The sequence below is a fragment of the Ruegeria sp. CF2 genome, from assembly GCF_056537385.1.
On the sequence record NZ_JBQFRL010000001.1, the window covers coordinates 807,509 to 830,360 of the forward strand.

General features: G+C 59.6%; 26 protein-coding genes and 1 tRNA gene. 19 read left to right on the plus strand and 8 right to left on the minus strand.

All coding sequences use genetic code 11. From position 1 onward, the window contains the following. Positions 1–35: 35 nt before the first annotated feature. On the minus strand, positions 36–1,334 hold the full coding sequence (locus ACR0IR_RS03935) for a capsule biosynthesis protein (RefSeq protein WP_170363705.1): 1,299 nt from the start codon (positions 1,332–1,334) through the stop codon (positions 36–38). 152 nt (positions 1,335–1,486) lie between these two features. On the opposite strand from ACR0IR_RS03935, the gene ACR0IR_RS03940 reads away from it, so the two are divergent. The 6 genes from ACR0IR_RS03940 (at position 1,487) to ACR0IR_RS03965 (ending at position 5,679) form a co-directional block, all read left to right on the plus strand. Next, complete coding sequence (locus ACR0IR_RS03940) at positions 1,487–2,074, plus strand: riboflavin synthase (RefSeq protein ID WP_170339710.1); 588 nt, start codon at positions 1,487–1,489, stop codon at positions 2,072–2,074. 116 nt (positions 2,075–2,190) lie between these two features. Beyond that, entirely contained in the window at positions 2,191–3,312 is a 1,122-nt protein-coding gene (ribB, locus tag ACR0IR_RS03945; protein ID WP_170339708.1) for a 3,4-dihydroxy-2-butanone-4-phosphate synthase, read from the plus strand. Positions 3,313–3,314: 2 nt separating this feature from the next. Further along, positions 3,315–3,866 carry a 6,7-dimethyl-8-ribityllumazine synthase gene (locus ACR0IR_RS03950; RefSeq protein WP_170363704.1) on the plus strand — a complete coding sequence of 184 codons (552 nt, stop codon included), beginning with the start codon at positions 3,315–3,317 and terminating at the stop codon, positions 3,864–3,866. After that, entirely contained in the window at positions 3,863–4,345 is a 483-nt protein-coding gene (gene nusB / locus ACR0IR_RS03955) for a transcription antitermination factor NusB (RefSeq protein ID WP_170363703.1), read from the plus strand. Before ACR0IR_RS03950 ends, nusB begins: the two co-directional genes overlap by 4 nt. A 67-nt stretch (positions 4,346–4,412) precedes the next feature. Then, positions 4,413–4,709, plus strand: a complete 297-nt coding sequence (locus ACR0IR_RS03960) for a hypothetical protein (RefSeq protein WP_170363702.1) — start codon at positions 4,413–4,415, stop codon at positions 4,707–4,709. A gap of 538 nt (positions 4,710–5,247) precedes the next feature. Beyond that, complete coding sequence (locus tag ACR0IR_RS03965; RefSeq protein WP_170339701.1) at positions 5,248–5,679, plus strand: MmcB family DNA repair protein; 432 nt, start codon at positions 5,248–5,250, stop codon at positions 5,677–5,679. A 2-nt stretch (positions 5,680–5,681) separates the two neighbouring features. Here ACR0IR_RS03965 and ACR0IR_RS03970 read toward each other — a convergent pair whose 3' ends face one another. Next, positions 5,682–5,870: a DUF6324 family protein gene (locus tag ACR0IR_RS03970; RefSeq protein ID WP_093961768.1), complete on the minus strand. Its 189-nt coding sequence runs from the start codon at positions 5,868–5,870 to the stop codon at positions 5,682–5,684. 70 nt (positions 5,871–5,940) lie between these two features. Here ACR0IR_RS03970 and ACR0IR_RS03975 point away from each other — a divergent pair, with 70 nt between their 5' ends. The 7 genes from ACR0IR_RS03975 to ACR0IR_RS04005 all read left to right on the plus strand — a co-directional run bounded on the left by ACR0IR_RS03975 (position 5,941) and on the right by ACR0IR_RS04005 (position 12,334). Further along, entirely contained in the window at positions 5,941–6,432 is a 492-nt protein-coding gene (locus ACR0IR_RS03975) for a GNAT family N-acetyltransferase (protein WP_170363701.1), read from the plus strand. 47 nt (positions 6,433–6,479) lie between these two features. Further along, positions 6,480–6,556, plus strand: a tRNA-His gene (locus tag ACR0IR_RS03980). Between the two features lie 364 nt (positions 6,557–6,920). Further along, entirely contained in the window at positions 6,921–7,904 is a 984-nt protein-coding gene (locus ACR0IR_RS03985; RefSeq protein WP_170363700.1) for a glycosyltransferase family 2 protein, read from the plus strand. Between the two features lie 5 nt (positions 7,905–7,909). After that, positions 7,910–8,845, plus strand: coding sequence for a hypothetical protein (locus ACR0IR_RS03990; protein WP_170363699.1), 936 nt, complete (start codon positions 7,910–7,912; stop codon positions 8,843–8,845). Continuing rightward, positions 8,842–10,836, plus strand: coding sequence for a hypothetical protein (locus tag ACR0IR_RS03995; RefSeq protein WP_170363698.1), 1,995 nt, complete (start codon positions 8,842–8,844; stop codon positions 10,834–10,836). Before ACR0IR_RS03990 ends, ACR0IR_RS03995 begins: the two co-directional genes overlap by 4 nt. A 164-nt stretch (positions 10,837–11,000) precedes the next feature. Next, positions 11,001–11,981 carry a glycosyltransferase family 2 protein gene (locus ACR0IR_RS04000; RefSeq protein WP_170363877.1) on the plus strand — a complete coding sequence of 327 codons (981 nt, stop codon included), beginning with the start codon at positions 11,001–11,003 and terminating at the stop codon, positions 11,979–11,981. Positions 11,982–12,025: 44 nt separating this feature from the next. Further along, positions 12,026–12,334, plus strand: coding sequence for a hypothetical protein (locus ACR0IR_RS04005; protein ID WP_170363697.1), 309 nt, complete (start codon positions 12,026–12,028; stop codon positions 12,332–12,334). A 522-nt stretch (positions 12,335–12,856) separates the two neighbouring features. On the opposite strand, the gene ACR0IR_RS04010 is transcribed toward ACR0IR_RS04005, so the two are convergent. After that, on the minus strand, positions 12,857–13,159 hold the full coding sequence (locus ACR0IR_RS04010) for a DUF6476 family protein (RefSeq protein WP_170363696.1): 303 nt from the start codon (positions 13,157–13,159) through the stop codon (positions 12,857–12,859). On the opposite strand from ACR0IR_RS04010, the gene ACR0IR_RS04015 reads away from it, so the two are divergent. Both ACR0IR_RS04015 and rpoH read left to right on the plus strand, forming a co-directional pair. Further along, positions 13,158–14,201, plus strand: coding sequence for an RluA family pseudouridine synthase (locus ACR0IR_RS04015; protein ID WP_170363695.1), 1,044 nt, complete (start codon positions 13,158–13,160; stop codon positions 14,199–14,201). The genes ACR0IR_RS04010 and ACR0IR_RS04015 overlap by 2 nt on opposite strands. A 124-nt stretch (positions 14,202–14,325) precedes the next feature. After that, positions 14,326–15,222 (plus strand): RNA polymerase sigma factor RpoH, encoded by an 897-nt coding sequence (gene rpoH / locus ACR0IR_RS04020; protein WP_170363694.1) that lies wholly within the window; start codon positions 14,326–14,328, stop codon positions 15,220–15,222. A 60-nt stretch (positions 15,223–15,282) separates the two neighbouring features. Here the strand turns inward: rpoH and ACR0IR_RS04025 are convergent, their stop codons facing one another. After that, on the minus strand, positions 15,283–16,461 hold the full coding sequence (locus ACR0IR_RS04025) for a dipeptidase (protein WP_170363693.1): 1,179 nt from the start codon (positions 16,459–16,461) through the stop codon (positions 15,283–15,285). Between the two features lie 147 nt (positions 16,462–16,608). Here ACR0IR_RS04025 and ACR0IR_RS04030 point away from each other — a divergent pair, with 147 nt between their 5' ends. From ACR0IR_RS04030 to ACR0IR_RS04040, 3 genes are read left to right on the plus strand one after another with little or no spacing between them, the layout of a single operon-like run. Then, the gene (locus tag ACR0IR_RS04030; RefSeq protein ID WP_170363692.1) at positions 16,609–17,583 is read left to right on the plus strand and encodes a Gfo/Idh/MocA family protein; all 975 of its coding nucleotides are present in this window, start codon (positions 16,609–16,611) and stop codon (positions 17,581–17,583) included. Positions 17,584–17,640: 57 nt separating this feature from the next. Then, positions 17,641–17,910, plus strand: coding sequence for a DksA/TraR family C4-type zinc finger protein (locus tag ACR0IR_RS04035; protein ID WP_093961778.1), 270 nt, complete (start codon positions 17,641–17,643; stop codon positions 17,908–17,910). Continuing rightward, on the plus strand, positions 17,907–18,794 hold the full coding sequence (locus tag ACR0IR_RS04040) for a DMT family transporter (protein WP_480778970.1): 888 nt from the start codon (positions 17,907–17,909) through the stop codon (positions 18,792–18,794). The genes ACR0IR_RS04035 and ACR0IR_RS04040 overlap by 4 nt, the downstream gene beginning before the upstream one ends. An 18-nt stretch (positions 18,795–18,812) precedes the next feature. Here ACR0IR_RS04040 and ACR0IR_RS04045 read toward each other — a convergent pair whose 3' ends face one another. The 4 genes from ACR0IR_RS04045 to ACR0IR_RS04060 all read right to left on the minus strand — a co-directional run bounded on the left by ACR0IR_RS04045 (position 18,813) and on the right by ACR0IR_RS04060 (position 22,204). Then, positions 18,813–19,049, minus strand: a complete 237-nt coding sequence (locus ACR0IR_RS04045) for a hypothetical protein (RefSeq protein ID WP_480778971.1) — start codon at positions 19,047–19,049, stop codon at positions 18,813–18,815. Continuing rightward, complete coding sequence (locus tag ACR0IR_RS04050; RefSeq protein WP_480778972.1) at positions 19,046–20,866, minus strand: M3 family oligoendopeptidase; 1,821 nt, start codon at positions 20,864–20,866, stop codon at positions 19,046–19,048. The genes ACR0IR_RS04045 and ACR0IR_RS04050 overlap by 4 nt, the downstream gene beginning before the upstream one ends. 70 nt (positions 20,867–20,936) lie before the next feature. Next, the gene (locus ACR0IR_RS04055) at positions 20,937–21,914 is read right to left on the minus strand and encodes an alpha/beta hydrolase (RefSeq protein WP_170339667.1); all 978 of its coding nucleotides are present in this window, start codon (positions 21,912–21,914) and stop codon (positions 20,937–20,939) included. After that, on the minus strand, positions 21,914–22,204 hold the full coding sequence (locus tag ACR0IR_RS04060; RefSeq protein ID WP_093961784.1) for an SCP2 sterol-binding domain-containing protein: 291 nt from the start codon (positions 22,202–22,204) through the stop codon (positions 21,914–21,916). The genes ACR0IR_RS04055 and ACR0IR_RS04060 overlap by 1 nt, the downstream gene beginning before the upstream one ends. A 68-nt stretch (positions 22,205–22,272) precedes the next feature. Between ACR0IR_RS04060 and ACR0IR_RS04065 the strand changes: the two genes are divergently transcribed. Then, positions 22,273–22,842: a tetratricopeptide repeat protein gene (locus ACR0IR_RS04065; protein ID WP_254439758.1), complete on the plus strand. Its 570-nt coding sequence runs from the start codon at positions 22,273–22,275 to the stop codon at positions 22,840–22,842. The last annotated feature ends 10 nt before the right edge of the window (positions 22,843–22,852 follow it).

The window sequence follows — 22,852 nt, forward strand, 5'->3', positions numbered from 1 at the left end:
TTCATACTTCAAGTTCCAGCCAGCGAAGCACCGCGTCACTCAACGATTTTCAACTGTGGCGTGATGGTCGCGATTCCGGTCAGCGCGGCCTGATAAGGGTCGCGAGCCTGCAACATCATGTCAGCAACCCGCCGCAGCAACTGGCGCCGTCCGCCGCGCGAGTAATAGCCGCCCGGCACTTGGCTGGTTTCCAACAGGAATTGGCGGTATGCCCGATAGGCTTCCGTGTCCGGTTTTTGCGGGTGCCTGAAGAATTCGTCAATCGGTTGATGCGAGACCAGTTCAGGCTTGTCGTAGACCGACTTGCCGAAGACACGCAGAGGGATGCCGCGCCACAGAGCCTGCTGTCCGGCGGTGGAGTTGATGGTCAGGGCCGAGCTCGCGTGATCCAGAAGTCGCGCCAGCTTTCCCCCGGGCACGTATTGCACGCGATCCGAAATGCCCAGTTCGCGCGCAAGTGCTTGGACGCGTCTTCTTAGCGGCTCGCGCTGGTTCTCAAGGGGATGTTCCTTGATGACAAGGCGGTGGTGGGACGGAGCGCCCTTGGCGAACCCCTCCATCACCGGGGTGATAAAATCGGCCATGCATGAAAAGTCTGAATGCGCCTGGACCGAACTGTCGTGCCCCAGTTGCAGCAGCACCAGATGATAGGGGAACCCGCCGCGCCTTACGCGCCAGGTGGCGAGAACGCGCTGCAGTCGATGGATCGGCATGAGCGCCAAACGTTTGAAATACAGTTTGAATTCCTTTGAGACAGGCACTTCTCGGTGCGGGCGGAAATTACGGTACCCACGGTTCGCACACAGAACGAACCAGTGGTACAGTGCGCCGTAGAAAATGTGTTGCCGCATATCCCCCCAATGTGACGGGGGTGGGGGCGTTTTGGCGCCCGAGCTTTGCAACGCTTGCTGCATCTGGGCGATTTCCAGATCCATCAGGCGAGAATGTCCGTTTGACCCATTGCGTTCATAGGTGACCCACCAAGGTCGAAGGTACCCTTCCTCGAACACATGAACACGGATGCCGTGGCTTCGCGCCGTACGGATCGCGTCGGCGTGTACCGAGCGAACATCGCCATAAAGCACGATGTCGGTTACACCGCGCGACAGGATGATGTTCGTCAGGCTTTCCGGCCAGTTTTCTAGCCCGCCGCGATAGGGGATATAGCTGGCGCGATCGAACCAAAAGGCCTGGTCCCCGGCGTTGAACCCGACACGCCATACCTGCGCGCCAGCCGCGCGCAACATGCGCCCCAGGCCGCTGAAGAACGGCCCATGCGGCCCCTGCAGAAACAGGAATACGCGACTGTCGGAGTTGTCCTTCGGTTGCCTCATGCCAGATGCTCGAATTCTTGTTGCCCGTGTTTTGTTGAGCAAACTATGCCTTTTTGCGGCCAGCCGGGCAAGGCAGGGCTTGCTCCGCCCGCCACTTGGCCTTACCTCGGCGTGGATTGCATGGCACAGCTTAGGCGCAGAGGGTTAACGGAATGTTTACTGGGATCGTCACCGATATCGGCACAATCATCGAGTTGGAGCAGCAGGGCGATCTGCGTGCGCGCATTCGGACAGGCTATGATACATCCGGCATAGATATTGGTGCGTCGATCGCCAGCGACGGGGTTTGCCTGACCGTCATCGCGCTGGGTGATGACTGGTACGATGTTCAGATCAGCGCCGAGACCGTTTCCAAAACCAATCTGGACGGCTGGAAGGTGGGCTCAAGGGTCAACCTTGAACGGGCCTTGAAGGTGGGTGACGAATTGGGTGGCCATATCGTATCGGGACACGTGGATGGCGTCGCAGAGATCGTCGCGATGGCCGAAGAAGGTGACAGCACCCGCGTGACCCTGCGCGCGCCCAACGATTTGGCGCGCTTCATCGCGCCCAAGGGCTCGGTTGCTCTGAACGGCACTTCGCTTACGGTCAACGATGTCGACGGGTGCGATTTCGGGATCAACTTCATTCCCCATACCAAAGAGGTGACGACCTGGGGTGCAGCGAAGGTCGGAGATCGGGTCAATCTGGAAATCGACACGCTGGCCCGGTACGTGGCCCGTCTGGCCGAGGTTTCGTGATCGCCAGCGAAGAAATTGCGTCGCGTTAGGTACGGCCCACTTCGTTTGCGGACTGGCCTTTGCGCGCGCGCTGGTCTATCCCGCGATGCAACACCTGCTCTGTGAAAGGCTGCCCCATGAGCTTTGAAACACCCGGACCGGTCGAGGCCCAGCTGCGCGACGCGATCAGCCCGATCGAAGAGATCATCGAAGAGGCGCGCCAGGGCCGGATGTACATTCTGGTCGATCACGAGGACCGCGAAAACGAAGGCGACCTGGTGATCCCGGGGGAATTCGCCGATGCCGAGGCGATCAATTTCATGGCCACCCATGGCCGCGGGCTGATCTGCCTGCCGATGACGGCCGAGCGGATCGACCGGCTGGGCCTGCCGATGATGGCCGTGAACAACTCGTCGCGGCACGAAACCGCCTTTACCGTCTCGATCGAGGCACGCGAAGGCGTCAGCACCGGGATCTCGGCCGCCGACCGGGCGCTGACCATCGCCACCGCGATCAACGAACAGAACACCATGGCGCATCTGGCCACGCCCGGCCATGTCTTTCCGCTGCGCGCCAAGCGGGGCGGGGTGCTTGTACGCGCCGGCCACACCGAGGCCGCCGTGGACATCTCGCGTCTGGCCGGGCTGAACCCTTCGGGCGTGATCTGCGAGATCATGAAGCCCGACGGCACCATGGCCCGGCTGCCCGATCTGGTCGAATTCGCCAAGGAGCATGGGCTGAAGATCGGCACAATCAGCGACCTGATCTCGTACCGTGCGCGCCACGACAATCTGGTGGTCGAGACCGCGCGCCGGATGGTCACGTCGGAATATGGCGGTGAGTGGGAGATGCGGATCTTCACCGATCAGACCCACGGGATTGAGCATTTGGTGATGATCAAGGGCGACATCAGCACGCCCGAGCCGGTGCTGACCCGCACCCATGCGCTGCACGAGGCTTCGGACATTCTGGGTCTTGGTCCGAAGTCGCCGCAGGAACTGCCGCGCGCGATGGAAAAGATCGCCGCCGAGGGGCGCGGCGTGGTCTGCCTGTTCCGCAACCCGCGCAACTCGTTGTACGCGGCCGAGGACGAAGGCCCGCGCACCATCAAGCAAACCGGTCTGGGCGCGCAGATCCTGTCCAAGATGGGCATCAAGGAACTGGTGCTGCTGACCGACTCGCCGCAGACGAAATACCTGGGTCTGGACGCCTTTGGCCTGTCCATCGTCGGGACCCGCTCGATTCTTAAGGATGACTGAGCATGGCTGAGCAAGACAAACACGGCGTTCTGCCGACCCCGAAATTCGACGACCCGGTCAAGCTGCTGATCGTCGTGGCCCCGTTCTATCGCGCCATCGCCGACGACCTTGTTCGCGGCGCCAAGGCCGAGATCGAGGCCGCTGGCGGCCGCTGCGAGGTGGTCGAGGTGCCCGGTGCGCTCGAGATTCCGACCGCGATTGCCATGGCCGACCGCCAGTGCAACTTTGACGGCTATGTGGCGCTGGGCTGCGTGATCCGGGGCGAGACCACGCATTATGAAACCGTCTGCAACGACTCCAGCCGCGCGATCCAGTTGATGGGCCTGCAGGGGCTGTGCATCGGCAACGGAATCCTGACGGTTGAAAATGACGCGCAGGCCGAAGTGCGCGCGAATCCGGAAAAGATGAACAAAGGTGGCGGCGCGGCGGCTGCGGCCTTGCATCTGATCGCACTCAGACGTAAGTGGGGCGCTTCAAAAAAGGGTGTCGGATTCAAGCCGCCGTCCGAGTCCATCCTCGTGGCGGGCGACAGCAACGGATCAACGACAGCATGACCCAGACAGATACGCCGAAACCGGCAAACCGGAAACGTCTGATGAAATCCGCCGCGCGGCTGTATGCCGTGCAGGCGTTGTTCCAGATGGAGCAGTCGGGCCAGACGACCGAGCAGGTGGTCAACGAGTTTCTGGATCACCGGTTCGGCGCGGTCTACGAGGGCGACGAGATGCTGGAAGGCGACAGCTCGGTCTTCCGCAAGCTGGTGGATGACGCGGTGAACTATCAGGCGCCGATCGACCAGATGACCGACCGTGCGCTGGTGGCCAAGTGGCCGATCTCGCGCATCGACCCGACCCTGCGGGCGCTGTTCCGCGCGGCCGGCGCCGAGCTGAGCCAGAGCGACACGCCGCCCAAGGTGGTCATCACCGAATTCGTCGACGTGGCGCGTGCCTTCTTCCCCGAAGGAAAAGAGCCGAAATTCGTCAACGCGGTACTGGATCACATGGCCCGCGAGGCCAAGCCCGAGGCGTTCTGACGCGCCACGGGCGATTTTACCCGGCATAAAATTGCGCTAGACTCCTGTCGTGTGAAGGAGGTGCGTCATGCCGAAACTGATCCGTCTTTACATCACCCAGGTCGCGCTCGGCTTTGTGATCTCGGCTGTGTTTGTCGCGGTGCTGCTGCTTTTGAACGTGGCCAACCTGCGTCACCTCATCACCGGGTCCGACATCGGTTTCGTCGCGCTGATCATGATCTGGTTCATGAACGGGATCGTCTTTGCGGGTGTTCAGTTCGCCTATGCGATCATGAGCATGGCCGAAAAGCCCAAAGGCCCGCGCGGCGGTACCTCGGTCGCGGTCAAGTTGGAGCACGTGCGCGTTGAAGCGCGCCGGTCGTGATGGGCCAGAGCCGCTTTGCGCTTGTTTTGACCAATTTGTCGACAGGCACAGCCCTTTGCGCGTGAACACTTTCGCATCTATAGAGCCGGAACTGTCGCAATCGAGTGCTTAATTGTTCCCGTAAGAAGACTAAGGAAACCTCTCAACGGCGGGACTTCTCGAGCGTCGGATTCGAGGACAATCCTCTGATCGGAAGGCGGCGGGACCACCAGGCAACCGTGCGGTTTTGATTCCCGAGGACCTGTATGTACAGGTGGGCGCCAGGTAAACGGGCCAGGACCCGAACAGAGCCAGCTCCCTCGGAATTGCTTAAGGCCACCGGAATGCTACCAGTCACGAGAAGGGCAGAACCCGCCAAGGGCGTAAGTAGGGCGCAACACTGAGTTTCACAAGGGGCTTGCACAACAGTTTTTGGTCTGGGTCGTGAGGAAGCTGAATGTGGGGGCAAATCCTGGGCATGGGGGCCGGGTAAAATCCGGGATGATGATCAACACCTGCCAACTTGACAATTTGTTCACTAATTGTTCACACTCTGCGCATGACAGTTGAACTTCAGCCCGGACAAAGATTGGCTAGGGGTGTCTCTAGACACCTTGTGACGCACGGCTTTGTTTCGATTGAGGAATTCGTCCCGACCCGCGGGTTGCGCGTTGACGTCATGGGGTTGGGGCCCAAGGGCGAGCTTTGGGTGATCGAGTGCAAGTCCAGCCGGGCGGACTATATGTCCGATTCGAAGTGGCAGGGTTATCTGGATTGGTGCGACCGCTTCTTCTGGGCGGTGGACACGGACTTTCCCACCGAGCTGCTGCCCGCTGAAACCGGACTTATCATTGCGGATGCTTATGACGCCGAGATCGTACGCATGTCCCCCGAGACCAAGTTGGCCGGGGCAAGACGCAAAAAGATGATCCAGAAATTTGCCATGGACGCCGCGCGGCGGTTGCACGGCCTGCGTGATCCGCGGCTTTGATTTCAGCCTTTGACGGCGCGTGCGGCTTGTGCTGCGGCGCGGATCTCGTCGGCGATTTCCTCGGCTTCTTCCGGGTCGAAATCCATGGGGATTTCCAGCTCGCCCGCCTCGATGAACAGGCGTACCATTCCATGGTCGGTCGGACCGATCTGAAGGTTCGCTTCGATGTCACGTTCGGTATTGATGCCCATTCTCGCCTCCGGGGACTGAGCGTTTCTGCTAGCCTGCAACGCAATGGGAATCAAGCGGAGTGTGTGGCCGATGCTGCAAGGGGACAATGCTGAGATCCGGCCGTTTCGCGAAGATGACCGCGATTGGCTGGTCGAGCGCCACGGAACACTTTACGCGCGGGATGAAGGATTTGACGAGAGCTTCGCTCCGCTGGTGGCCCGTATTCTGGACGAATTTGTCGCCGGGCATGATCCCCAACGCGAGAGGGGATGGATCGTTGAAAGTGACGGAAAGCGCCTTGGTAGTATTTTCTGTGTCGCGCAGGATGAAACTACCGCCAAACTGCGCCTTTTTTTGCTGGAACCCGACGCGCGGGGCAGGGGACTTGGGGCGCGGCTTTTGATGACATGCATGGATTTTGCACGATCCGCGGGCTATGCGTCGATGGTGTTGTGGACCCACGAAAGCCACAGGGCTGCCTGCAAGCTGTACCAAGCGTATGGATGGCGCCTGACCAACAGCAAACCGGTTCATTCCTTCGGCGTCGATCTCATCGAACAAAGCTGGTCAATTCGACTTTAAGGCTCTTGCAATCCCCGAACGCGTTCGTTAAATCGCCCCTCACGAGTGCCGCCTTAGCTCAGTTGGTTAGAGCGCTGGATTGTGGATCCAGAGGTCCCCTGTTCAAGCCAGGGAGGCGGTACCATCTCCCCTCGACAAGACTGCTCGTCCGCCGCTTTTGACGTGCGCTGTTTTTCCGTTAGTAGGGTTGGGATTAACGAGGCCGGTCGCAAGAGATTTGCGGTGCAACTGGCGGAATTAGTTTGGTTTTTACTGGTCCCTTTTACGCCGTAACCCAAAATTCTGGGATTATTTGAGAGGGCAATCGACTCCAGATGGGACCTGTTGTCTGCTTCCGTGGTGCTTAGGGCGCTTGCGTCCGAAGGTCGGTTACACGTGTAGCGGTGCACCAGTGGGCCCAGACATTCCCCCGTACGGAATTCGACCCTCGCAGCATTGGTGCGCTTTGTGTAAGAAGAAGGTCAAAGGCAGTTCGGGAACAGGCGTAAATGTCTCAGACCATTACCGTATTCACGACGATGAAAAACGAAGGCCCCTACATGCTGGAGTGGGTCGCATTTCATCGGACTTTGGGCGTCGATCACTTTGTGATCTTCACCAATGACTGCGAGGACGGTACCGACAGAATTGCACAACGGCTTGAGCAGATGGGTTTGGCCTCCCACGTCCCAAATGCTGTGCCTGAGGGTGGAAACCCCCAGCACCAGATGCTCCGGCGGGCACGGCGACATCCCAAGGTCAAAGAAGCCGATTGGCTGATGTGCCTTGATGTCGATGAGTTTTGGAACATTCGATGCGGCGACAACAGCTTCGCGGCCTTGATTGATGCCGTTGAACAGAAGGCAGGACAATCGGTGGACGCCATTTCGTTCGCATGGCGGTTGTTTGGGACGTCGGGCAATATCAGTTTTGACGACACGCCCGTGACACGGTCATTTTGCATGGCGGATCAGGAGTTTCCCTATCATTCGGGTCGCGCATATGGTCTGAAAACGCTGTTTCGGAACAATGGCAAGTTCACTCGGTTCGGACCGCACAGACCCAAGGGCATTGAAGAGGGCAAAGAGGCCGAGGTCGCATGGTCGGACGCGGGCGGAAATCTGTTTCCGGCCGAGAATGTCGGTTGGCGCGCTTGGCGGAATTTCGACCATTCCTTCGGACGGCTCCATCATTATTCCGTTCGATCTCTGGATGGCTTTCTTATCAAGCGGGACCGGGGGCGGACCAACCACGTAAAGGTGGATCAGGGGCAATCCTACTGGTCGGACATGAATGCTAACAAGGTTCAGGACACCTCGATCCAGCCGATCGCCCAGCGTGCAGCACCGTTGCTCGACGAGCTCAAATCGGACCCCGAACTGCGCGAATTGCACGAACAGGCCTGCGTCTGGCACCGCGCCAAGATAGCCGAGATCAAGTTGCGCCCCGATTGGGTGGAGTTCCGGTCTTGGCTGGCCGACAATCTGGTGTGACGGCCATGGCGGACGATCTGACCAAAGCGCAGCTGCAACCTGATCACCCGGATCGGAAGACCGGCTATGAACGCATTCTGACCGATCCGCCTCCGCCTTGGTTTGTCGAGATTTATCCCGGCGGGGACGGGACGGGGTTTCTGCAAAAGCTCGACCGCCATTCGGTTCTATTCCACCAGCGTGACCCGGCGCGGCTGGTCATCAGTTTTGACAATATTGCAAATGCCAATGACCTGTCCTTTGCCCGCGAGCCGTGGGGCTGGAAGTTTTTCCGGGACGAGGGGTGGTCCCATCTGGGCGTGATCGCCCGCACAAAGGCATGGTATCGCGACCCCGAAATCATCGGTTATTTCGAGGACAAGGCGCGCGAGGGTTTTTTTGACAAGTTCGATCAGGTCGTGTTTGCCGGGGCGTCCATGGGAGGGTTCGCCGCGTTGACCTTCTCAGCACTGGTTCCGGGTGCGATCGTCATTGCTTTCAATCCTCAGACCACATTGGACGAGCGGCGGGTCCCTTGGGAAACTCGCTATCGATTCGGTCGTGTCCAGGACTGGGATCTGCCGCTGAGTGACGCTGTCGAAACCGTTCAGGCCGCCGCCCGGGCCTATGTGTTTTACGACCCGTTCTTTGACTTGGACAGGCAACAGGTCACACGGCTGCAGGGCGGCAATGTCGTTCTTCTCAAAACCTGGTTCGCCAACCACTTCGCCGCACCCATGCTGCGGAAACTCAATCTTTTGAAGCCGGTGATGCAGCAGGCGATGCGTGGGACCCTGGAGCCGTCCGAGTACTACAAGATGATGCGTGCCCGACGGAGACTGCCGATCTACATGCGCGGTATTGAAGCCGTGGGCGAAGAACGTCACCCAAAGCTGGTAATGGCCGCCCGCCAGCGGTTCCGGGCCATGCGCCGGGCTATGGCGGCAGGGGACGCGTCATGACGCCCAAACGGGGCGTGTTCATCGGCCAGCGCAAAGACCGCATGGGTGCCCGACTGCTGATGATGCTGACCTGCATACGCCTGGCCGAGGATTTCGGCGCGGATTATCGGGTCAACTGGTTTCCACCGGGGGCCGATGCCCCAGAACTGGACAACCCGGAAGAGCTGTTCGATCCCGAATGGATCAAATCTCACTTTCTGGATCAGAAAACCCACGATAGGCTGTCGAAGAATGCGCTGCCGGTCTGGAGCTTTTTGGGCGACGCGACGCCCGATCGGCTGATGGCGCATCTGGCCGCTGGCCGCTCGGTCTTGGTCGAAGAGGGATTCGAGGTTCTTGCCTTTCCTTGGGAGGATATTGAAGCGATCCGCCCGCGCTACCGCGAGTTCATTCACCGTATCGGGTTCACTCCGCAAATCCGGCACATCATGGAGCTTGCCGATGCAAGGCTCTCGGGGCAGGGCGTTTCTGCCTACCATATCCGGCGCGGTGACATCCTGAACGCGCTGCCCTGGAAGCACACCACCTGGCCGGCAAAGGTCGAGCCGGAAGAACTTTACGATATGCATCTTTCCAAGAGGCTGGACCGGCCCGCGATCATGTTCTCGGACCAGCCCGAGCTGATTGCGCGGTTTCAAAAGCGTTATCCGAACCTGATGCAGATGTCCGACATTGCGGACCTGTCTGGAATGACCCGAGCACAGCGCGACTTTCTCGAGCTTTTTGCCATGTCCCGGGCCGAACAGGTGATCGCTCCGTTCATCTCGGCCTTTTCCATGGCGGCTGCACGAATATCGGGGCAGCAAAGACTGGTATTCCGCGATGTCCTGACTGAGGCCGAATTGGACGAGGCGAACGAAACCGTCATCCGGCGCGTCGCGCAAGGACCCGAGACTTTTCTGAACCCGTCCGAGGCCGCCCATGTCTATGCCAAGGCCGCGCAATACCTGTGCGCCCAGGATCGGTGCCAAGAGGCTTATGATCTGGGCCAGCCGATCCTCGATGCCGGGGCGGACAACGCTTTTCTGCCCCTGTTGCAGGCGTTGAACGCGTTTTACCTGGGCAAGTGGAAGGAAAGCGAGCAGCTGGCCCGGGACGGGTTGGAAAACCCGCATCTTTGGCCCGAAGATCACGCGGTTCTGACTGCATTGCGGGGGGCCATCCTTGGCGCCAGAAAGAAACGCTGGGCTGCCGGGCGTCACTTTGCAAAAGCGTTTTGGGCCAAGCCCTTGCGACCCGATGTTGTGGTTTTGGGTTCGCGCATGCTGTACCGCGATCAACTGCCCGTTCGACTGTTTCCGCCCGTGGATTGGTCCCTGCAGCGCAGGCTGCGCCAACGTCGGTTTCCGCCGTTCAACAACCTGTACCTTGTCCAGCACAAGGTGATCGTGAGGGCGCCCTGCAATTTCGACATGATCCTGCTTGATTGGTCCGATCTTTCCCTGGACCAGCGCGCCAGGCGGCTGCAGGACAGCGGTCCGCGCCTGCAAGCTTTGTGGGCCGGGCTGACTGCGATCGACGACGTGCCGGAACAGGACCTCGCTGTGGAAAGCCTGTCATCGTTGCTGCAATGGCGCATGGGTGAGGTTGCCGTCGAGACGGCAATTGATGCCGCCCGGGACGTGGTTCTGCGGTGCCCTGACAACCCCTTGTACCACAAACGTCTTGCCGAGCTTTATGCGGATGCAGGTGACCGACGTCAGGCGCGATTGACTATGGCCGAGGCGCTGGCTTGTGACCCTGACAGCGCGTTTCTGGTTTTCGCGATGGGGCAACTCTTGGCGCGCATCGGCGCCGAAGAGCAGGCCGAGGCGCAGATCCTGCACGCGGCCGAGCTGGACGACATCACCGCCGCCATTCAAGGGGCCGCGGGTCAGGTTTGCCTGAAGCGCGGCGAAAAACAGCGGGCGCAGGTGTTTCTGCAACGGGCCAAGGCGTTGTGTCCAACCTACAAACGTTTTTCCAACCAGCTCAAAAGGGCAGAGGGGTAACATGCGGGCCTTTCACGATATCCAGCACCATTCAGGGTCATCTGTGTGCAAACACGCCCAAGGTTTCGGCTTGGTCATCGCCTGCAATGGAATTATTCTGGCGGGCAAACACTGGTCTTGCGTGCCCGCGTCCGGCCTGCATGGCACCAAAAACTGAGGCAAAAATGGTCGATCAGCCCCCCCGCTTTGTCAGCGTTACCCCGATGAAGAACGAAGGCCCGTTCGTTCTGGAATGGGTCGCGCACAATCAGGCTATTGGCATCGACCAGATGGTCGTGATGACGAATGACTGCACGGACGGGACGGATGCGCTGCTCGAGCGGCTCGACCAGCGCGGGGTTCTGATCCATGTCGACAATAACTCGAATAGACGGCGTACCAGCCCACAGCGGCGGGCCTATCGGAAGTTTTTGGAAATGGAAGTGGCCGGCCCGAAGGATTGGGTTATACCCATCGATGCCGACGAGCAGATTTTTGTCAAAACAGGTGGCAACACATTGCGGGATTTGACGGGTGCGATTCCGCAAGCGCGCATGATATCAATGACATGGCGGATATTTGGAAATAGCGGCATTATTAAGTACGAGGATGCCTTCGTTTCGGAACAATTCCGCATGGCGGCTGCCGAGGGCTCACACAAACCGCCGCAGGCTTGGGGGATGAAGACTATGTTCCAGCTAGAACTCTGGGGCGTGCTGGGTGTTCATAGACCGAAGCTACCAAGGGTGGAAACCTTTGCAGAATGCCATTGGTACAATGGGTCAGGGCAATTGATGCCTGATCGGTATTTCAACGGCAGTTGGCGGTCGGCCCGCGATTCAGTTGGCTATGATTTGGTACAGCTAAACCACTACGCGCTGAAATCGTGCGAGAGCTATCTGGTCAAGAAAATGCGCGGCCGTTCAAACCATATTGGTGATGAAATGGGGCTAGATTATTGGAACACCATGAACCTCAATCACGTCGAAGAAAAGGGTATTGATGCTATTCTGGAGCGGAAAAAGCAGTGTTTCTCGGAGTTGCTATCCGACCCAACCACAGCAGAGTTGCACCATAATTGCTGCAGTCTGCATAGGCGGATCATAAAACAAATTCGGAAGACTCCGGATATCGAACAGCTTTGGGCTCAGATGACTATTAAATAACGACTAGTGTTCTTTGCGCAATGCAGTGAAATAGGGAAAGAAACATGAGCAGTATTTCGCCACGAAGTACACCGGCGTTGCTCTGGATCGGCAATCGATTGAGCTTCTTAGACCTCCTTTGCCTAAAGTCTTTCGCCGACATAGGGCAGCCTATAACCCTTTACACGTATGGTGATGTTGGAAACCTACCCGACTATGTCATCCATGCGGATGCTCGCGAAGTGTTTGATCCTCCGGAAGTACTGCGCCAGAAAGTGGGAAGGCGACATCTTGTTGGCAGCCCAGCAATTCATGCAGACATATTCCGAATCCGTCTGCTGGGCATGACCGATCAATTTTTGGGTCGATACTAACGCGTATGCAGTTAGGCCCTTGAAACCTAACGAGAGGTATCTGTTTTCGAGAGTTGGCGGGTACGTGCCAAATGGTGTATTGTCGCTTCCAAAGTCCAGCCCTGCATTGAGAAAGTTTTCAGACTTCATTTCGCAACCGGGCTCGATACCCTCTTGGTGGGGCGAAGAAGAAGAACTTAGTATTGTAAGATCGGGTGCGCCTTTGGACTTTTGGTTCATGAAATGGGGTACATTGGGGCCCATCGCTCTTGGCTACTTTTTGTCGGAAACTGGGGAGGTTCGAAAATCGTCAAGTGCAGACGTACTTTACCCGATTCGAGCTCGCCACAAACATCGGTTTTTTGAGCCCGGATGGATCGATCTTCCATCGCACATTCAATCAATCCACCTGTACGCATCAGGACTGAGGCAGATTCTGAAAGATGATTATTGTGGCGTGCCGCCAAAAAACTCTCTGTTGGCCGAGATGTGAATCAAACACCAGATTGATCCGCTGGCCTCGGCTCTAGAGTAACGACTGCGTCATTCGATTGGAAAGTCTTGGCGGAGGCTACCCGTAGTCTTGTCGAAGATCAGGATGCGGTTGTCATCGGTCACCACGGCGAACCAATTGTTTCCGATGGTCACGGCTTGGGCCTTTGCACCGTCCGGCAGTTCGATCTGATCGGGCAGGGTGGGGGTCCGGTCGGATAGACGGATGACAATCAAGGCGAATGTCACTAGAACCCCGCCAATCATCACCGCGGTCAGCAGCATGACCATGCGGCGCAGAAGGCGCAACTGAGGCGTTTCCTGCGGTTCTTGGGGATCTGAAGGGACAGTCATGGGCACCCGGCAAATAGACTTCGTTATCGCGGACGCTCCGCCGCCCCGCCTTGATAAGGCGCTTTCGCGGGATGTTCCAGCAGATGAAAACCTGTCGCGTACCCGGCTGGCCCGGCTGATCGAAGAGGGCGCGGTTCTGGTCAACGGCAAGGTCGTGATCGACGCCAAAGCCAAAGTGCCGGAAGGCGCCGTTGTGTCCATAACCGTCTCCGAAGCGGACGAGAGTCACATCGGGGCCGAGGACATTCCGCTGGACATCGTGCATGAAGACGCTGACCTGATCGTGATCAACAAGCCCGCGGGCATGGTCGTCCACCCGGCACCGGGGTCGCCTAACGGCACTTTGGTGAACGCCCTGCTGCACCACTGTGGCGAGGAATTGTCGGGGGTAGGCGGGGTCAAGCGGCCGGGCATCGTGCACCGGATCGACAAGGATACCAGCGGGCTGCTGGTGGTTGCCAAATCGGACGCCGCCCACCAGGGGCTGGCGGCCCAGTTCGAGGCGCACAGCGTCGAGCGCTACTATCGAGCGGTCTGCTATGGCGTTCCGGATGCCAATGACCCGCGGCTGCGCGGTGTCAAAGGCGTGAGTTTTGAGCCCGGCAACGTGATGCGCATCACAACGCAACTGGCCCGGCACAAACATGATCGGCAGAAACAGGCGGTGCTTTTTCATGGCGGGCGCCATGCCGTGACGCGTGCGCGCGTCGTTGACGTGTTCGGACAACCCGGCGCGGTATCATTGATCGAGTGCTGGCTGGAAACCGGACGCACCCACCAGATTCGGGTGCACATGGCACATGCAGGCCACGGCTTGGTGGGCGACCCGGTCTATGGCGGCAAGCGTAGACTGTCGGCCCGGTCGTTTGATGCAGACGCTGCGGAGGCGGTGCGTGCGTTCCCGCGCCAAGCCCTGCACGCGGCCGTCCTGGGCTTTGTTCATCCCGTTTCCGGCGAGGAAATGCGTTTTGAGGCAGCATTGCCGCGAGATATCGAGGCACTCATCTCAGTTCTGAAACAACCTGCAAAGTCTCGTGACTAAGACTTTCTTAGCTTTCCTTTATCGTTCCTTAATCCCAGACTGTTAACACCTGCTCTTGAATGGTCCTGAACGTGGCCCCATATCCATGTTAAGGGCGTAAACATTTGTCCAAGGGACGTGATACATGGCAAATTACAAAAATCTCCCCGTGCCTACGCCAGAAGGTGGGCTGAACCGGTATCTGCAGGAAATCCGCAAATTCCCCCTGCTGGAGCCGGAAGAGGAGTACATGCTGGCCAAACGTTGGGTCGAAGAGCAGGACACCGAAGCGGCGCACAAGATGGTGACATCGCATCTGCGACTGGCCGCCAAGATCGCCATGGGCTATCGCGGCTATGGTTTGCCGCAGGCCGAGGTGATTTCCGAGGCCAATGTGGGCCTGATGCAAGCCGTCAAGCGGTTCGATCCGGAAAAAGGCTTCCGTCTGGCGACCTATGCGATGTGGTGGATCCGCGCCTCGATCCAGGAATACATCCTGAGATCCTGGTCGCTGGTGAAACTGGGCACCACCTCGGCGCAGAAAAAGCTGTTCTTCAACCTGCGCAAGGCGAAAGCACGGATTGGCGCGTTGGAGGAGGGCGACCTGCACCCGGACAATGTCAAGCAGATCGCCAATGACTTGGGTGTGACCGAAGAAGAGGTCATCAGCATGAACCGCCGCATGTCGGGTGGGGATGCGTCGCTGAATGCCACGGTCGGGTCCGAGGGCGAAGGCACCATGCAGTGGCAGGACTGGCTGGAAGACGAAGATGCCGACCAGGCCGGCGACTATGAAGCCCGCGAAGAGCTTGAGGTGCGCCGCGAGTTGCTGACCGAGGCACTGGACGTTCTGAATGACCGCGAAAAGGATATCCTGACCCAGCGCCGGTTGATGGATCAGCCCGTGACGCTCGAGGAACTGAGTACCCAGTACAATGTCAGCCGCGAACGCATCCGTCAGATCGAGGTGCGCGCCTTTGAAAAGCTGCAGAAAAAGATGCGTGAGTTGGCGCGTGAAAAGGGCATGCTGGCCACCGCCTGATCACGGCAATCCGATGAACAAGCGGCCCGGGGAACCCGGGCCGTTTTTTCTCGCCACGTCCTACTGCAGCTGTTGGCGGAATACCCGTACCATGTTTTCGCCCATGACCTTGCGGATCTGAGCTTCGGTCAGGCCCTCGTCCAACAAGGCCGAGGTCATCGCCGCCAGTTCCGATGTGTCGAATGCGGTCTCGACCGAGCCGTCATAGTCGGACCCCAGTGCCACATGGTCTTCCCCGACCGCCTCGATGGCTGCCTTGATCATTTTGGCAATTCCCGCCGGGGCGATGTCGCCGCAAGTGACGTCGGCCCAATATCCCATCCCGATGACACCGCCGGTCGCGGCGATTTCCTTCATCAGGTCATCGGGATAGTTGCGCTTGACCGGGCAGAACCCGTGAAGACCGCCATGGCTGACGATCAGCGGCTCGTCGGTCATAGCCAGCACGTCGCGCGCCACTTGCGGGCTGGAATGGGCCAGGTCGATCACCACCGGGCGCTTGGCCAATTCGGCCACCACCTGCCGCCCGAATTCGGTCAGGCCCGTGTTCCCGGTGCCGTGCAGCGAGCCGCCCAGTTCGTTGTCAAAGAAATGCTGAAGCCCGAACACCCTGTGGCCCGCCTCGAATATCGGGTCGAGATTGGCCAGATCGCCCTCCAGCGGATGGGCGCCTTCGATCCCCAGAATGCCACCCACGACCTGTTCGCCGCGCGCGCGGGCGTCGAGCACCGCATCCAGATCCGCGCGGGTCTTGATGACCTTGAGATGTCCGCTTGAGGCGGCCTCGAACCGGTGCAGTTTCTCAGCCTGATAAATCGCGCGTTCTTTCAAGCTGTCCCAGGTGCGCAGCGGCCATAGCTGACCGATGGCCAGCAGGGTGATGTTGTCGAACGCCTCGGCCGAGTTTGCCTCGTAATTCTGCCCGGCCGGTGATTTGGTCACGGCGGTGAACACCTGCAGGGCCACGTTGCCTTCGATCAGCCGGGGAATATCCACCTGGCCGCGGGTTCCGCGCTCGGTCAGGTCGCGGCTCCACAACAGCGGATCGGCGTGCAGGTCGCCCACGATCAGGGTTTCGTGCAGGGCAGCGGCAGTGTCGGACACCGGATATGGGTCGTGGTCGATCACGTTGTTGCGCGCGTTTTCGACATATGGCGGCACTACCACGAAAAATATCACGGCCCCGATGACGACCACAGCCGCCGTGAGGCCTGCCAGCCATTTCAGAAATCTTCTCACGTTAGTCCCTCCCGTTTGTCATGCGCAGATTACGGGTGTCCCGCGCACAGAAAAGCCTGACTTGGCGTCGCTTGGCTGATACAGAAGGCGCAACAGATGTTGGCGCAAACACTTCAGCGCGGAACATGGTCAAATACGGAGGAAACCATGCACAATCCGGTTCAATGGGGCATTCTGGGGGCGGCGAAATTCGCACGCCAGTTCATGGGTCCAGCGATCCATGCGGCCTCGGGCGCGCGTTTGTCTGCTTTGGCGACTTCGGATCCGGCGAAAGCCGGTCCATTCCAGGACTTCTGCCCGGACCTTACGGTCTTTGACGACTATGACGCGCTACTGGCTTCGCCCGAAATCGAGGCGGTCTATATCCCTCTGCCGAACCACCTGCATGTGGAATGGAGTCTGAAAGCGCTGGACGCTGGCAAGCACGTTCTGTGTGAAAAGCCGATGACCATGCGCGCCGAGGAGTTCGACGCTCTGATCCACAAGCGCGACCAGACCGGGCTGCTGGCGGCCGAGGCCTATATGATCGTGCACCACCCGCAGTGGCAGCATTTGCGCGACCTGATCGCCGACGGCGCCATCGGTGATCTGGTGCACGTCACGGGCGCATTCAGCTTCGACAACAGAGCCGACACCGGCAATATCCGCAACCGCGCCGAAACCGGCGGGGGCGGGCTGCGCGACATCGGCGTCTATGTCATCGGGTCGGCCCGTTTTGCGACGGGGCAGGAACCGGACGCCGTGCAATCGGCCATCCGCTGGGAGGATGGCATCGACGCGTTCACGGAAATACGTGCGCAATTTCCGGGCTTTACCTATTCAGCTTACGTCTCGATCCGCATGCATCCGCATCAGGAAATGGTCTTTCACGGCGAACGCGGCCTGATCCGCCTGACCGCGCCGTTCAACGCGCGAGTGTTTGGCGAGGCCCGGGTCGAGCTGCATCGCCCGGGGCTTGAGGTTCTGGTGCGGCGTTTCCCGGCCGACGATCACTACAAGCTGCAGGTCGAGGCGTTTTGCCGGTCCGTTCGCGCGGGCGACGAATACCCGTGTCCGCTCGAATTCTCGCGCGGGACGCAGGCGATGATCGACCGGGTGTTCGACGGCGCAACACCGCTCTGACTTGCGTGATCAGCCGCCCCGCGCCTAAACTGGTGAGCACCTGAACAGGAGGGGGCCATGGCCGGAGGCTGGGCGCGCGACGGCGCTGTAAGTGAACAGATCGAGGCTTCGATTTCAGACGAGCTGGCACGGATGCAGGCGAAAAAGCGTCCGGTCGGTGAAAGCCTGACCCATTGTGCAGAGTGCGAAGAACCGATCCCCGAGAAGCGCCGACTGGCGATCCCCGGGGTCAAGCTGTGTCTGGATTGCCAGCAAGAGCGTGATGGTGCTTTCAAGGCCCGCGGCGGTATCAATCGGCGCGGCTCCAAGGACAGCCAGCTCAAGTGAAGGGGCCCGGCAAAGACGGCGGTTCCTTTTCTCAGAGTGGTCTGTTTCTTGGGTTCCTCGCCGCATTTCTTTGGGGCACGCACAGCGTCATCGTGCGTTACTTGACTGGAGATCTAGGTGGCATGCAAATTGCCACAAGCAGGCTGTTCATAGCTGCTTTGGCCATCTATGGCATGTTGCGTGCGATGAATGCGCCGGTTTCCGTCCAGTTCCGGGATTGGAACTTCCGTCTTGCCGTGTTGGCGACCGTCATCAACTATATTCTGTTCCATATTGGGCTTGAACACACCGGTGCAGGCAGCGCGATGGTGTTGGAAAATACCGCGCCGTTCTTTGTTCTGGTTTTCTTGTATTTCTTCGCCGACACCCCTGTTGGAAGAACCGATGTTCTGGCGACCCTTCTGGCCATCTTCGGGGTCTTTCTCACGGTTTTCCGCGATTTCGAAGGCGGCGGGGACCCGGTTCTGGGGGATATGATGGAAATTGGGGCCGGGGTCAGCTGGGCCGTGTTCCTGATCGCCAGCAGCCGGGCCATGCGAGCGTCGAAATCGACGGCCGAGCGTCTGAATTTCCTGTTTGGTGTGTTCCTGTGCTCGGCCGTAATTCTGCTTCCGCTGTCCGTTTTTGCGCTGCGGATGCCATCCGGCAGCGATCTGGTGTTTTTGGTTTTGCTGGGCGTTTTCCCGACTGCGCTGGCCTATTACCTTTGGTACGAGGCCGCCGCGCGAGTGTCGACGTTGACCGCGACCCTTTTGTTCGCCACCTCGGTGGTGTTCACCTTCGTCAATTCGGCAATTTTTCTGGGGGCACCGATCACCCCAATGGCTGCGATTGGGGCTGGATTGATCGTATTCGCGGTGTTCCTCACGACCAGAAAAAACTAGGCGACAGCCGGAACAGGGTTATCGGCGGCGCCACCAGCGCCGCAGCAGGTTGACGTCCATGGCGGCAACCATGATGCCCAAGGGGATCATCCAAAACCCCAGAACCGGAAGGAAGCCGAAGACGCCTGCGACGATCAACAAAAGACCCACGAAAAACCGCAGCCCCCGCGGGACATTGCGGCGGATCCGGGCGAGAACAGGGCGCAGGCGGTCCTTGATGGCCCGCCAGCGCCCCTTGTCGGTTGGGTCTGTCACCCCTCCAGGGCCTCCAGTTCGTTTATCATTCCCGAGATCATCGACAGGCCCTTGTCCCAGAATTTCGGGTCGCTGGCATCCAACCCGAACGGGGCCAGCAGCTCTTTGTGGTGCTTGGAGCCGCCCGCGCGGAGCATCTCGAAATACTTGTCTTCGAACCCGTCCGCGCCGCTTTCATAAACCGAGTACAGCGCGTTCACCAACCCGTCGCCGAATGCATAGGCGTAGACATAGAAGGGCGAATGAACAAAGTGTGGGATATAGGCCCAGAAGGTCTCGTACCCGTCCATGAATTCAAACGCCGGGCCAAGGCTTTCGGCCTGAACGCTCATCCACAGGGCGTTGATGTCGTCCGGCGTTAGTTCCCCCTCGCGGCGGGCGGCGTGCAGCTTGCATTCAAAGTCGTAGAAGGCGATCTGGCGGATCACCGTGTTGATCATGTCCTCGACCTTGCCGGCCAGCAGAACCTTGCGCTGCTCGGGCGTTTCGGCCTGATCCAGCATCTTGCGGAAGGTCAGCATCTCGCCGAAGACGCTGGCGGTTTCAGCCAGCGTCAGGGGGGTCGAGGACAGCATCTCGCCCTGACCGGCGGCCAGCACCTGATGCACGCCGTGGCCCAACTCGTGCGCCAACGTCATCACGTCGCGCGGTTTGCCCAGGTAGTTCAGCATCACGTAAGGGTGCACATCGGTCACGGTGGGGTGCGCGAAGGCGCCCGGAGCCTTGCCCGGTTTCACTGCCGCGTCGATCCAGCCTTTCGAAAAGAACGGCGCCGCGATCTCGGCCATGCGGGGATCGAAGGCGGCATAGGCCTCCATCACCGTCTTCTCGGCGTCCTCCCACGACACGGTGCGGGTGTCTTCCATCGGCAGCGGCGCGTTGCGGTCCCAGACCTGCATCACATCCAGACCCAACCATTTGCGCTTGAGCTCGTAGTACCGGTGGCTGAGCTTGGGGTAGGCGGCCACCACCGCCTCGCGCAGGGCTTCGACCACCTCGGGTTCGACATCGTTCGCTAGGTGCCGCGCGGTCTGCGGGGTCGGCATCTTGCGCCAGCGGTCGATGATTTCCTTTTCCTTGGCCTGCGTGTTGTGGACGCGGGCAAAGGTTTTGACGTTGTCTTGGAACACGCGGGCCAGTTCGCGGGCCGCAGCCTCGCGTTTGGACCGGTCCTGTTCGGTCAGCAGGTTCAGGGTACCTTCGATGTTCAGCTCTTCGCCGTTCACGGTAAAGGTCAGCCCTGCAATGGTTTCGTCGAACAGACGTTCCCACGCGTCGCCGACCACCCCCAGATCATGCAGGAATTTCTCCAGCTCGTCCGACAGTTGATAGGGCTTCATCGCGCGGATGCGGCGGAAGACAGGCTCGTACCGGGCCAGGCCCGCGTTGGCCTTGAAATGAGCGGCCAACACGTCATCGTCGATGCGGTTGATCTCGAGCGTGAAGAACACCAGCGGTGTGGTGAACAACGTGACCTTTTCCTGCATGTCCGACAGGAACTTGGCGCGCTCGGCATCGGTGGTCAGCTGGTAATAGCGCAGCCCGGCAAAGGACATGATGCGCCCGGCGATGGCGTTGATCTTTTCGTTGCGCTGGACACAGGTCAGCAGGCCCTGCGCATCCAGATCGGCCAGCTTGCCTTCGTAATCGGCGGCGAAACCCGCGCATTCCTGTTCCAGCCACTCAAGATCGCGGGTCAGTTCCGGCGCGTCCTGCCCCTTGTACAGATCGTCCAGGTTCCATTCCGGCAGGTTGCCAAGGTTGTCGGCGCCGCCACCGGCATTTGCGTCTCGGACGGGGAAGGGAAGCTCGTGCATGGAACACCTCTATTGTCTGCGTCGGATCACATCTAGGCGCAGGGCGCGCGGATCACAAGCAGCCGAGGTGTCAGCGCGTCATCGCAAGTTCGGGTGTCTGACCGTTGGCGGCGGCCGAGAAATGCGCGGCCATCTCCTCGAATACGGGGCCGCGGACCTCGGGCGGTTCCATCATCACCTCGTGTTCGCCGTCAGGGATCTCGACCAACCGGCCGCTGGGCCAATTCGCCATCCGCGCCCGGATCGCCTTGCGGTCCACGATCTGCTCGTGGCTGCCAAGATAGGTCAGACAGGGAATGTCGGGGGCGGTCTGCGCCATCAGCCAGGCGCACTCGTCAAGCGCCTCGCGCAGCCAGATGGTGGACGGCGCGCCCAAGGCCAGTTCAGGATGCGCTTTCAACTGATCCTGCATCATCCGGTACATCCCAAGATCGCGGGTCAGCGCGTTGCCCTCGAAAGGTTGGATCAGAACATAGCTTTCCAGTGACGTGGTCGGGGGCGTCTTTTCGCCCAGCCCGATCCGCGGCCCCCAATAGGCGGTCAGACGGCTGAGCGGTTTCATGAGTGGGGTGAAGAAAATGCCCCACATCGGGCCGGTGAAGGCACAAGAGGCAAACAGGCCGGTTTCCAGAACCGCGCGCATCCCGATTGCGCCGCCCATCGAATGGCCGATCACGTGCCAAGGTTTCGGCAGGCCAAGCTGCTCGGCCAGTTTCAGCGTTTCGCGCACGTCCTGCTGATAATCGGTAAACTTGTCCACATGGCCAACGCGCGGATCTTCCAGCAACCTGTCGGCCAGACCCTGTCCGCGCCAATCCACGGCCAGTACAGCAAAGCCGCGTTGTACGAACTCACCCGCTGCATTGCCATATTTTTCAATATATTCCGTGCGGCCGGGAAAGATCATCACCGTCCCGGTCGCCTCACCCTCGGGGCGCCAGTGGCCCACGCGAATGCGTGTGCCGTCGCTTGTGGTCAACCAATGCGCGGCGCCGCCGGCGGGACCGCCGGCCACATCTTCAAAGAAACGGGCCGGCGACAAATCCATTAGGCCAGCACCGAGGCAAGCTTCATGGCAACACCCATGTCGCCGTCGACGCTCAGCTTGCCGGCCATGAACGCACCCGTGGGGTTCAGCTCACCGCTGAGGATCTGCTCGAACGTTTCCGCGTCGGCGCTCAGGGTGACTTCGGCGTCCTCGTCGCTGACCCGCGCACCGTTTTCATCCAACACGATCGAGCCGAGGTCGGCGATGGCGAATTTCGCCGACGAATCGAAATCGCCGCCCGACAGTTTTTCGTTCAGCGCGGCTGCCGCTTTTTCAAGAGTGTCGCTCATGGTCTTCCTCATTTGTTAGTGCGCCGTGAATGGACATCCGCGGTCGCAACGCTACACTGAACATTGTTATGAGCATTGCAATCAACAATCTCAAAGGTACCGTTGCGGCATTTGCCCTCCTAGTCATGTATTCCACCACTGGGATTGCGCAACAGGCCGATTTGCGTGACGAAGCCGAGCTGCTGCGGCAGCTTTCCGAAGCGTCGCCCGAGCAGGCAGCCGGTCTGGATCGGCAACTGCAGTCGCTGTGGTCGCAATCAGGGTCTGCCTCGGCTGACCTGCTGCTTGAACGCGGACGCGAAGCACTGGACGAGGGCAATGTCGAAGCCGCGTTGGACCATCTGACGGCACTGACGGACCATGCGCCCGATTTCGCAGAAGGTTGGCACGTGCGCGCCTCGGTGTTTTTTGGGCTGGAGCGGTTCGGCATGGCGGCCGCCGATCTTGAGCACGCGCTTGCGTTGAACCCGAACAATTACGAAGCCATCTACGGGCTTGGCCTGATCTTTGAGGTGCTGGGTCAGCCCGAACAGGCCTATGACGCCTATTCCCGCGCGCTGGCTATACATCCTCATCACGAAGAAGTAACCAATGCCGTGAATCGGCTGAAACCGCAGATTGCGGGCAAGGCGCTTTAAGGTCCGGGCA

Bases quoted from the DNA above. Each gene is read 5' to 3' on its own strand.
- ACR0IR_RS03970 (WP_093961768.1), bottom strand. From the start codon at position 5,870: ATGGGCATCAATACCGAACGTGACATCGAAGCGAACCTTCAGATCGGT.
- ACR0IR_RS04065 (WP_254439758.1), top strand. From the start codon at position 22,273: ATGAGCATTGCAATCAACAATCTCAAAGGTACCGTTGCGGCATTTGCC.
- ribB (WP_170339708.1), top strand. From the start codon at position 2,191: ATGAGCTTTGAAACACCCGGACCGGTCGAGGCCCAGCTGCGCGACGCG.
- ACR0IR_RS04035 (WP_093961778.1), top strand. From the start codon at position 17,641: ATGGCCGGAGGCTGGGCGCGCGACGGCGCTGTAAGTGAACAGATCGAG.
- ACR0IR_RS03975 (WP_170363701.1), top strand. From the start codon at position 5,941: ATGCTGCAAGGGGACAATGCTGAGATCCGGCCGTTTCGCGAAGATGAC.
- ACR0IR_RS03950 (WP_170363704.1), top strand. From the start codon at position 3,315: ATGGCTGAGCAAGACAAACACGGCGTTCTGCCGACCCCGAAATTCGAC.
- ACR0IR_RS04000 (WP_170363877.1), top strand. From the start codon at position 11,001: ATGGTCGATCAGCCCCCCCGCTTTGTCAGCGTTACCCCGATGAAGAAC.
- ACR0IR_RS04060 (WP_093961784.1), bottom strand. From the start codon at position 22,204: ATGAGCGACACTCTTGAAAAAGCGGCAGCCGCGCTGAACGAAAAACTG.
- ACR0IR_RS04005 (WP_170363697.1), top strand. From the start codon at position 12,026: ATGAGCAGTATTTCGCCACGAAGTACACCGGCGTTGCTCTGGATCGGC.
- ACR0IR_RS04055 (WP_170339667.1), bottom strand. From the start codon at position 21,914: ATGGATTTGTCGCCGGCCCGTTTCTTTGAAGATGTGGCCGGCGGTCCC.
- ACR0IR_RS04050 (WP_480778972.1), bottom strand. From the start codon at position 20,866: ATGCACGAGCTTCCCTTCCCCGTCCGAGACGCAAATGCCGGTGGCGGC.
- ACR0IR_RS03985 (WP_170363700.1), top strand. From the start codon at position 6,921: ATGTCTCAGACCATTACCGTATTCACGACGATGAAAAACGAAGGCCCC.
- ACR0IR_RS03990 (WP_170363699.1), top strand. From the start codon at position 7,910: ATGGCGGACGATCTGACCAAAGCGCAGCTGCAACCTGATCACCCGGAT.
- rpoH (WP_170363694.1), top strand. From the start codon at position 14,326: ATGGCAAATTACAAAAATCTCCCCGTGCCTACGCCAGAAGGTGGGCTG.
- ACR0IR_RS04030 (WP_170363692.1), top strand. From the start codon at position 16,609: ATGCACAATCCGGTTCAATGGGGCATTCTGGGGGCGGCGAAATTCGCA.
- ACR0IR_RS04010 (WP_170363696.1), bottom strand. From the start codon at position 13,159: ATGACTGTCCCTTCAGATCCCCAAGAACCGCAGGAAACGCCTCAGTTG.
- ACR0IR_RS03935 (WP_170363705.1), bottom strand. From the start codon at position 1,334: ATGAGGCAACCGAAGGACAACTCCGACAGTCGCGTATTCCTGTTTCTG.
- ACR0IR_RS03995 (WP_170363698.1), top strand. From the start codon at position 8,842: ATGACGCCCAAACGGGGCGTGTTCATCGGCCAGCGCAAAGACCGCATG.
- ACR0IR_RS03965 (WP_170339701.1), top strand. From the start codon at position 5,248: ATGACAGTTGAACTTCAGCCCGGACAAAGATTGGCTAGGGGTGTCTCT.
- nusB (WP_170363703.1), top strand. From the start codon at position 3,863: ATGACCCAGACAGATACGCCGAAACCGGCAAACCGGAAACGTCTGATG.
- ACR0IR_RS03960 (WP_170363702.1), top strand. From the start codon at position 4,413: ATGCCGAAACTGATCCGTCTTTACATCACCCAGGTCGCGCTCGGCTTT.
- ACR0IR_RS03940 (WP_170339710.1), top strand. From the start codon at position 1,487: ATGTTTACTGGGATCGTCACCGATATCGGCACAATCATCGAGTTGGAG.
- ACR0IR_RS04015 (WP_170363695.1), top strand. From the start codon at position 13,158: ATGGGCACCCGGCAAATAGACTTCGTTATCGCGGACGCTCCGCCGCCC.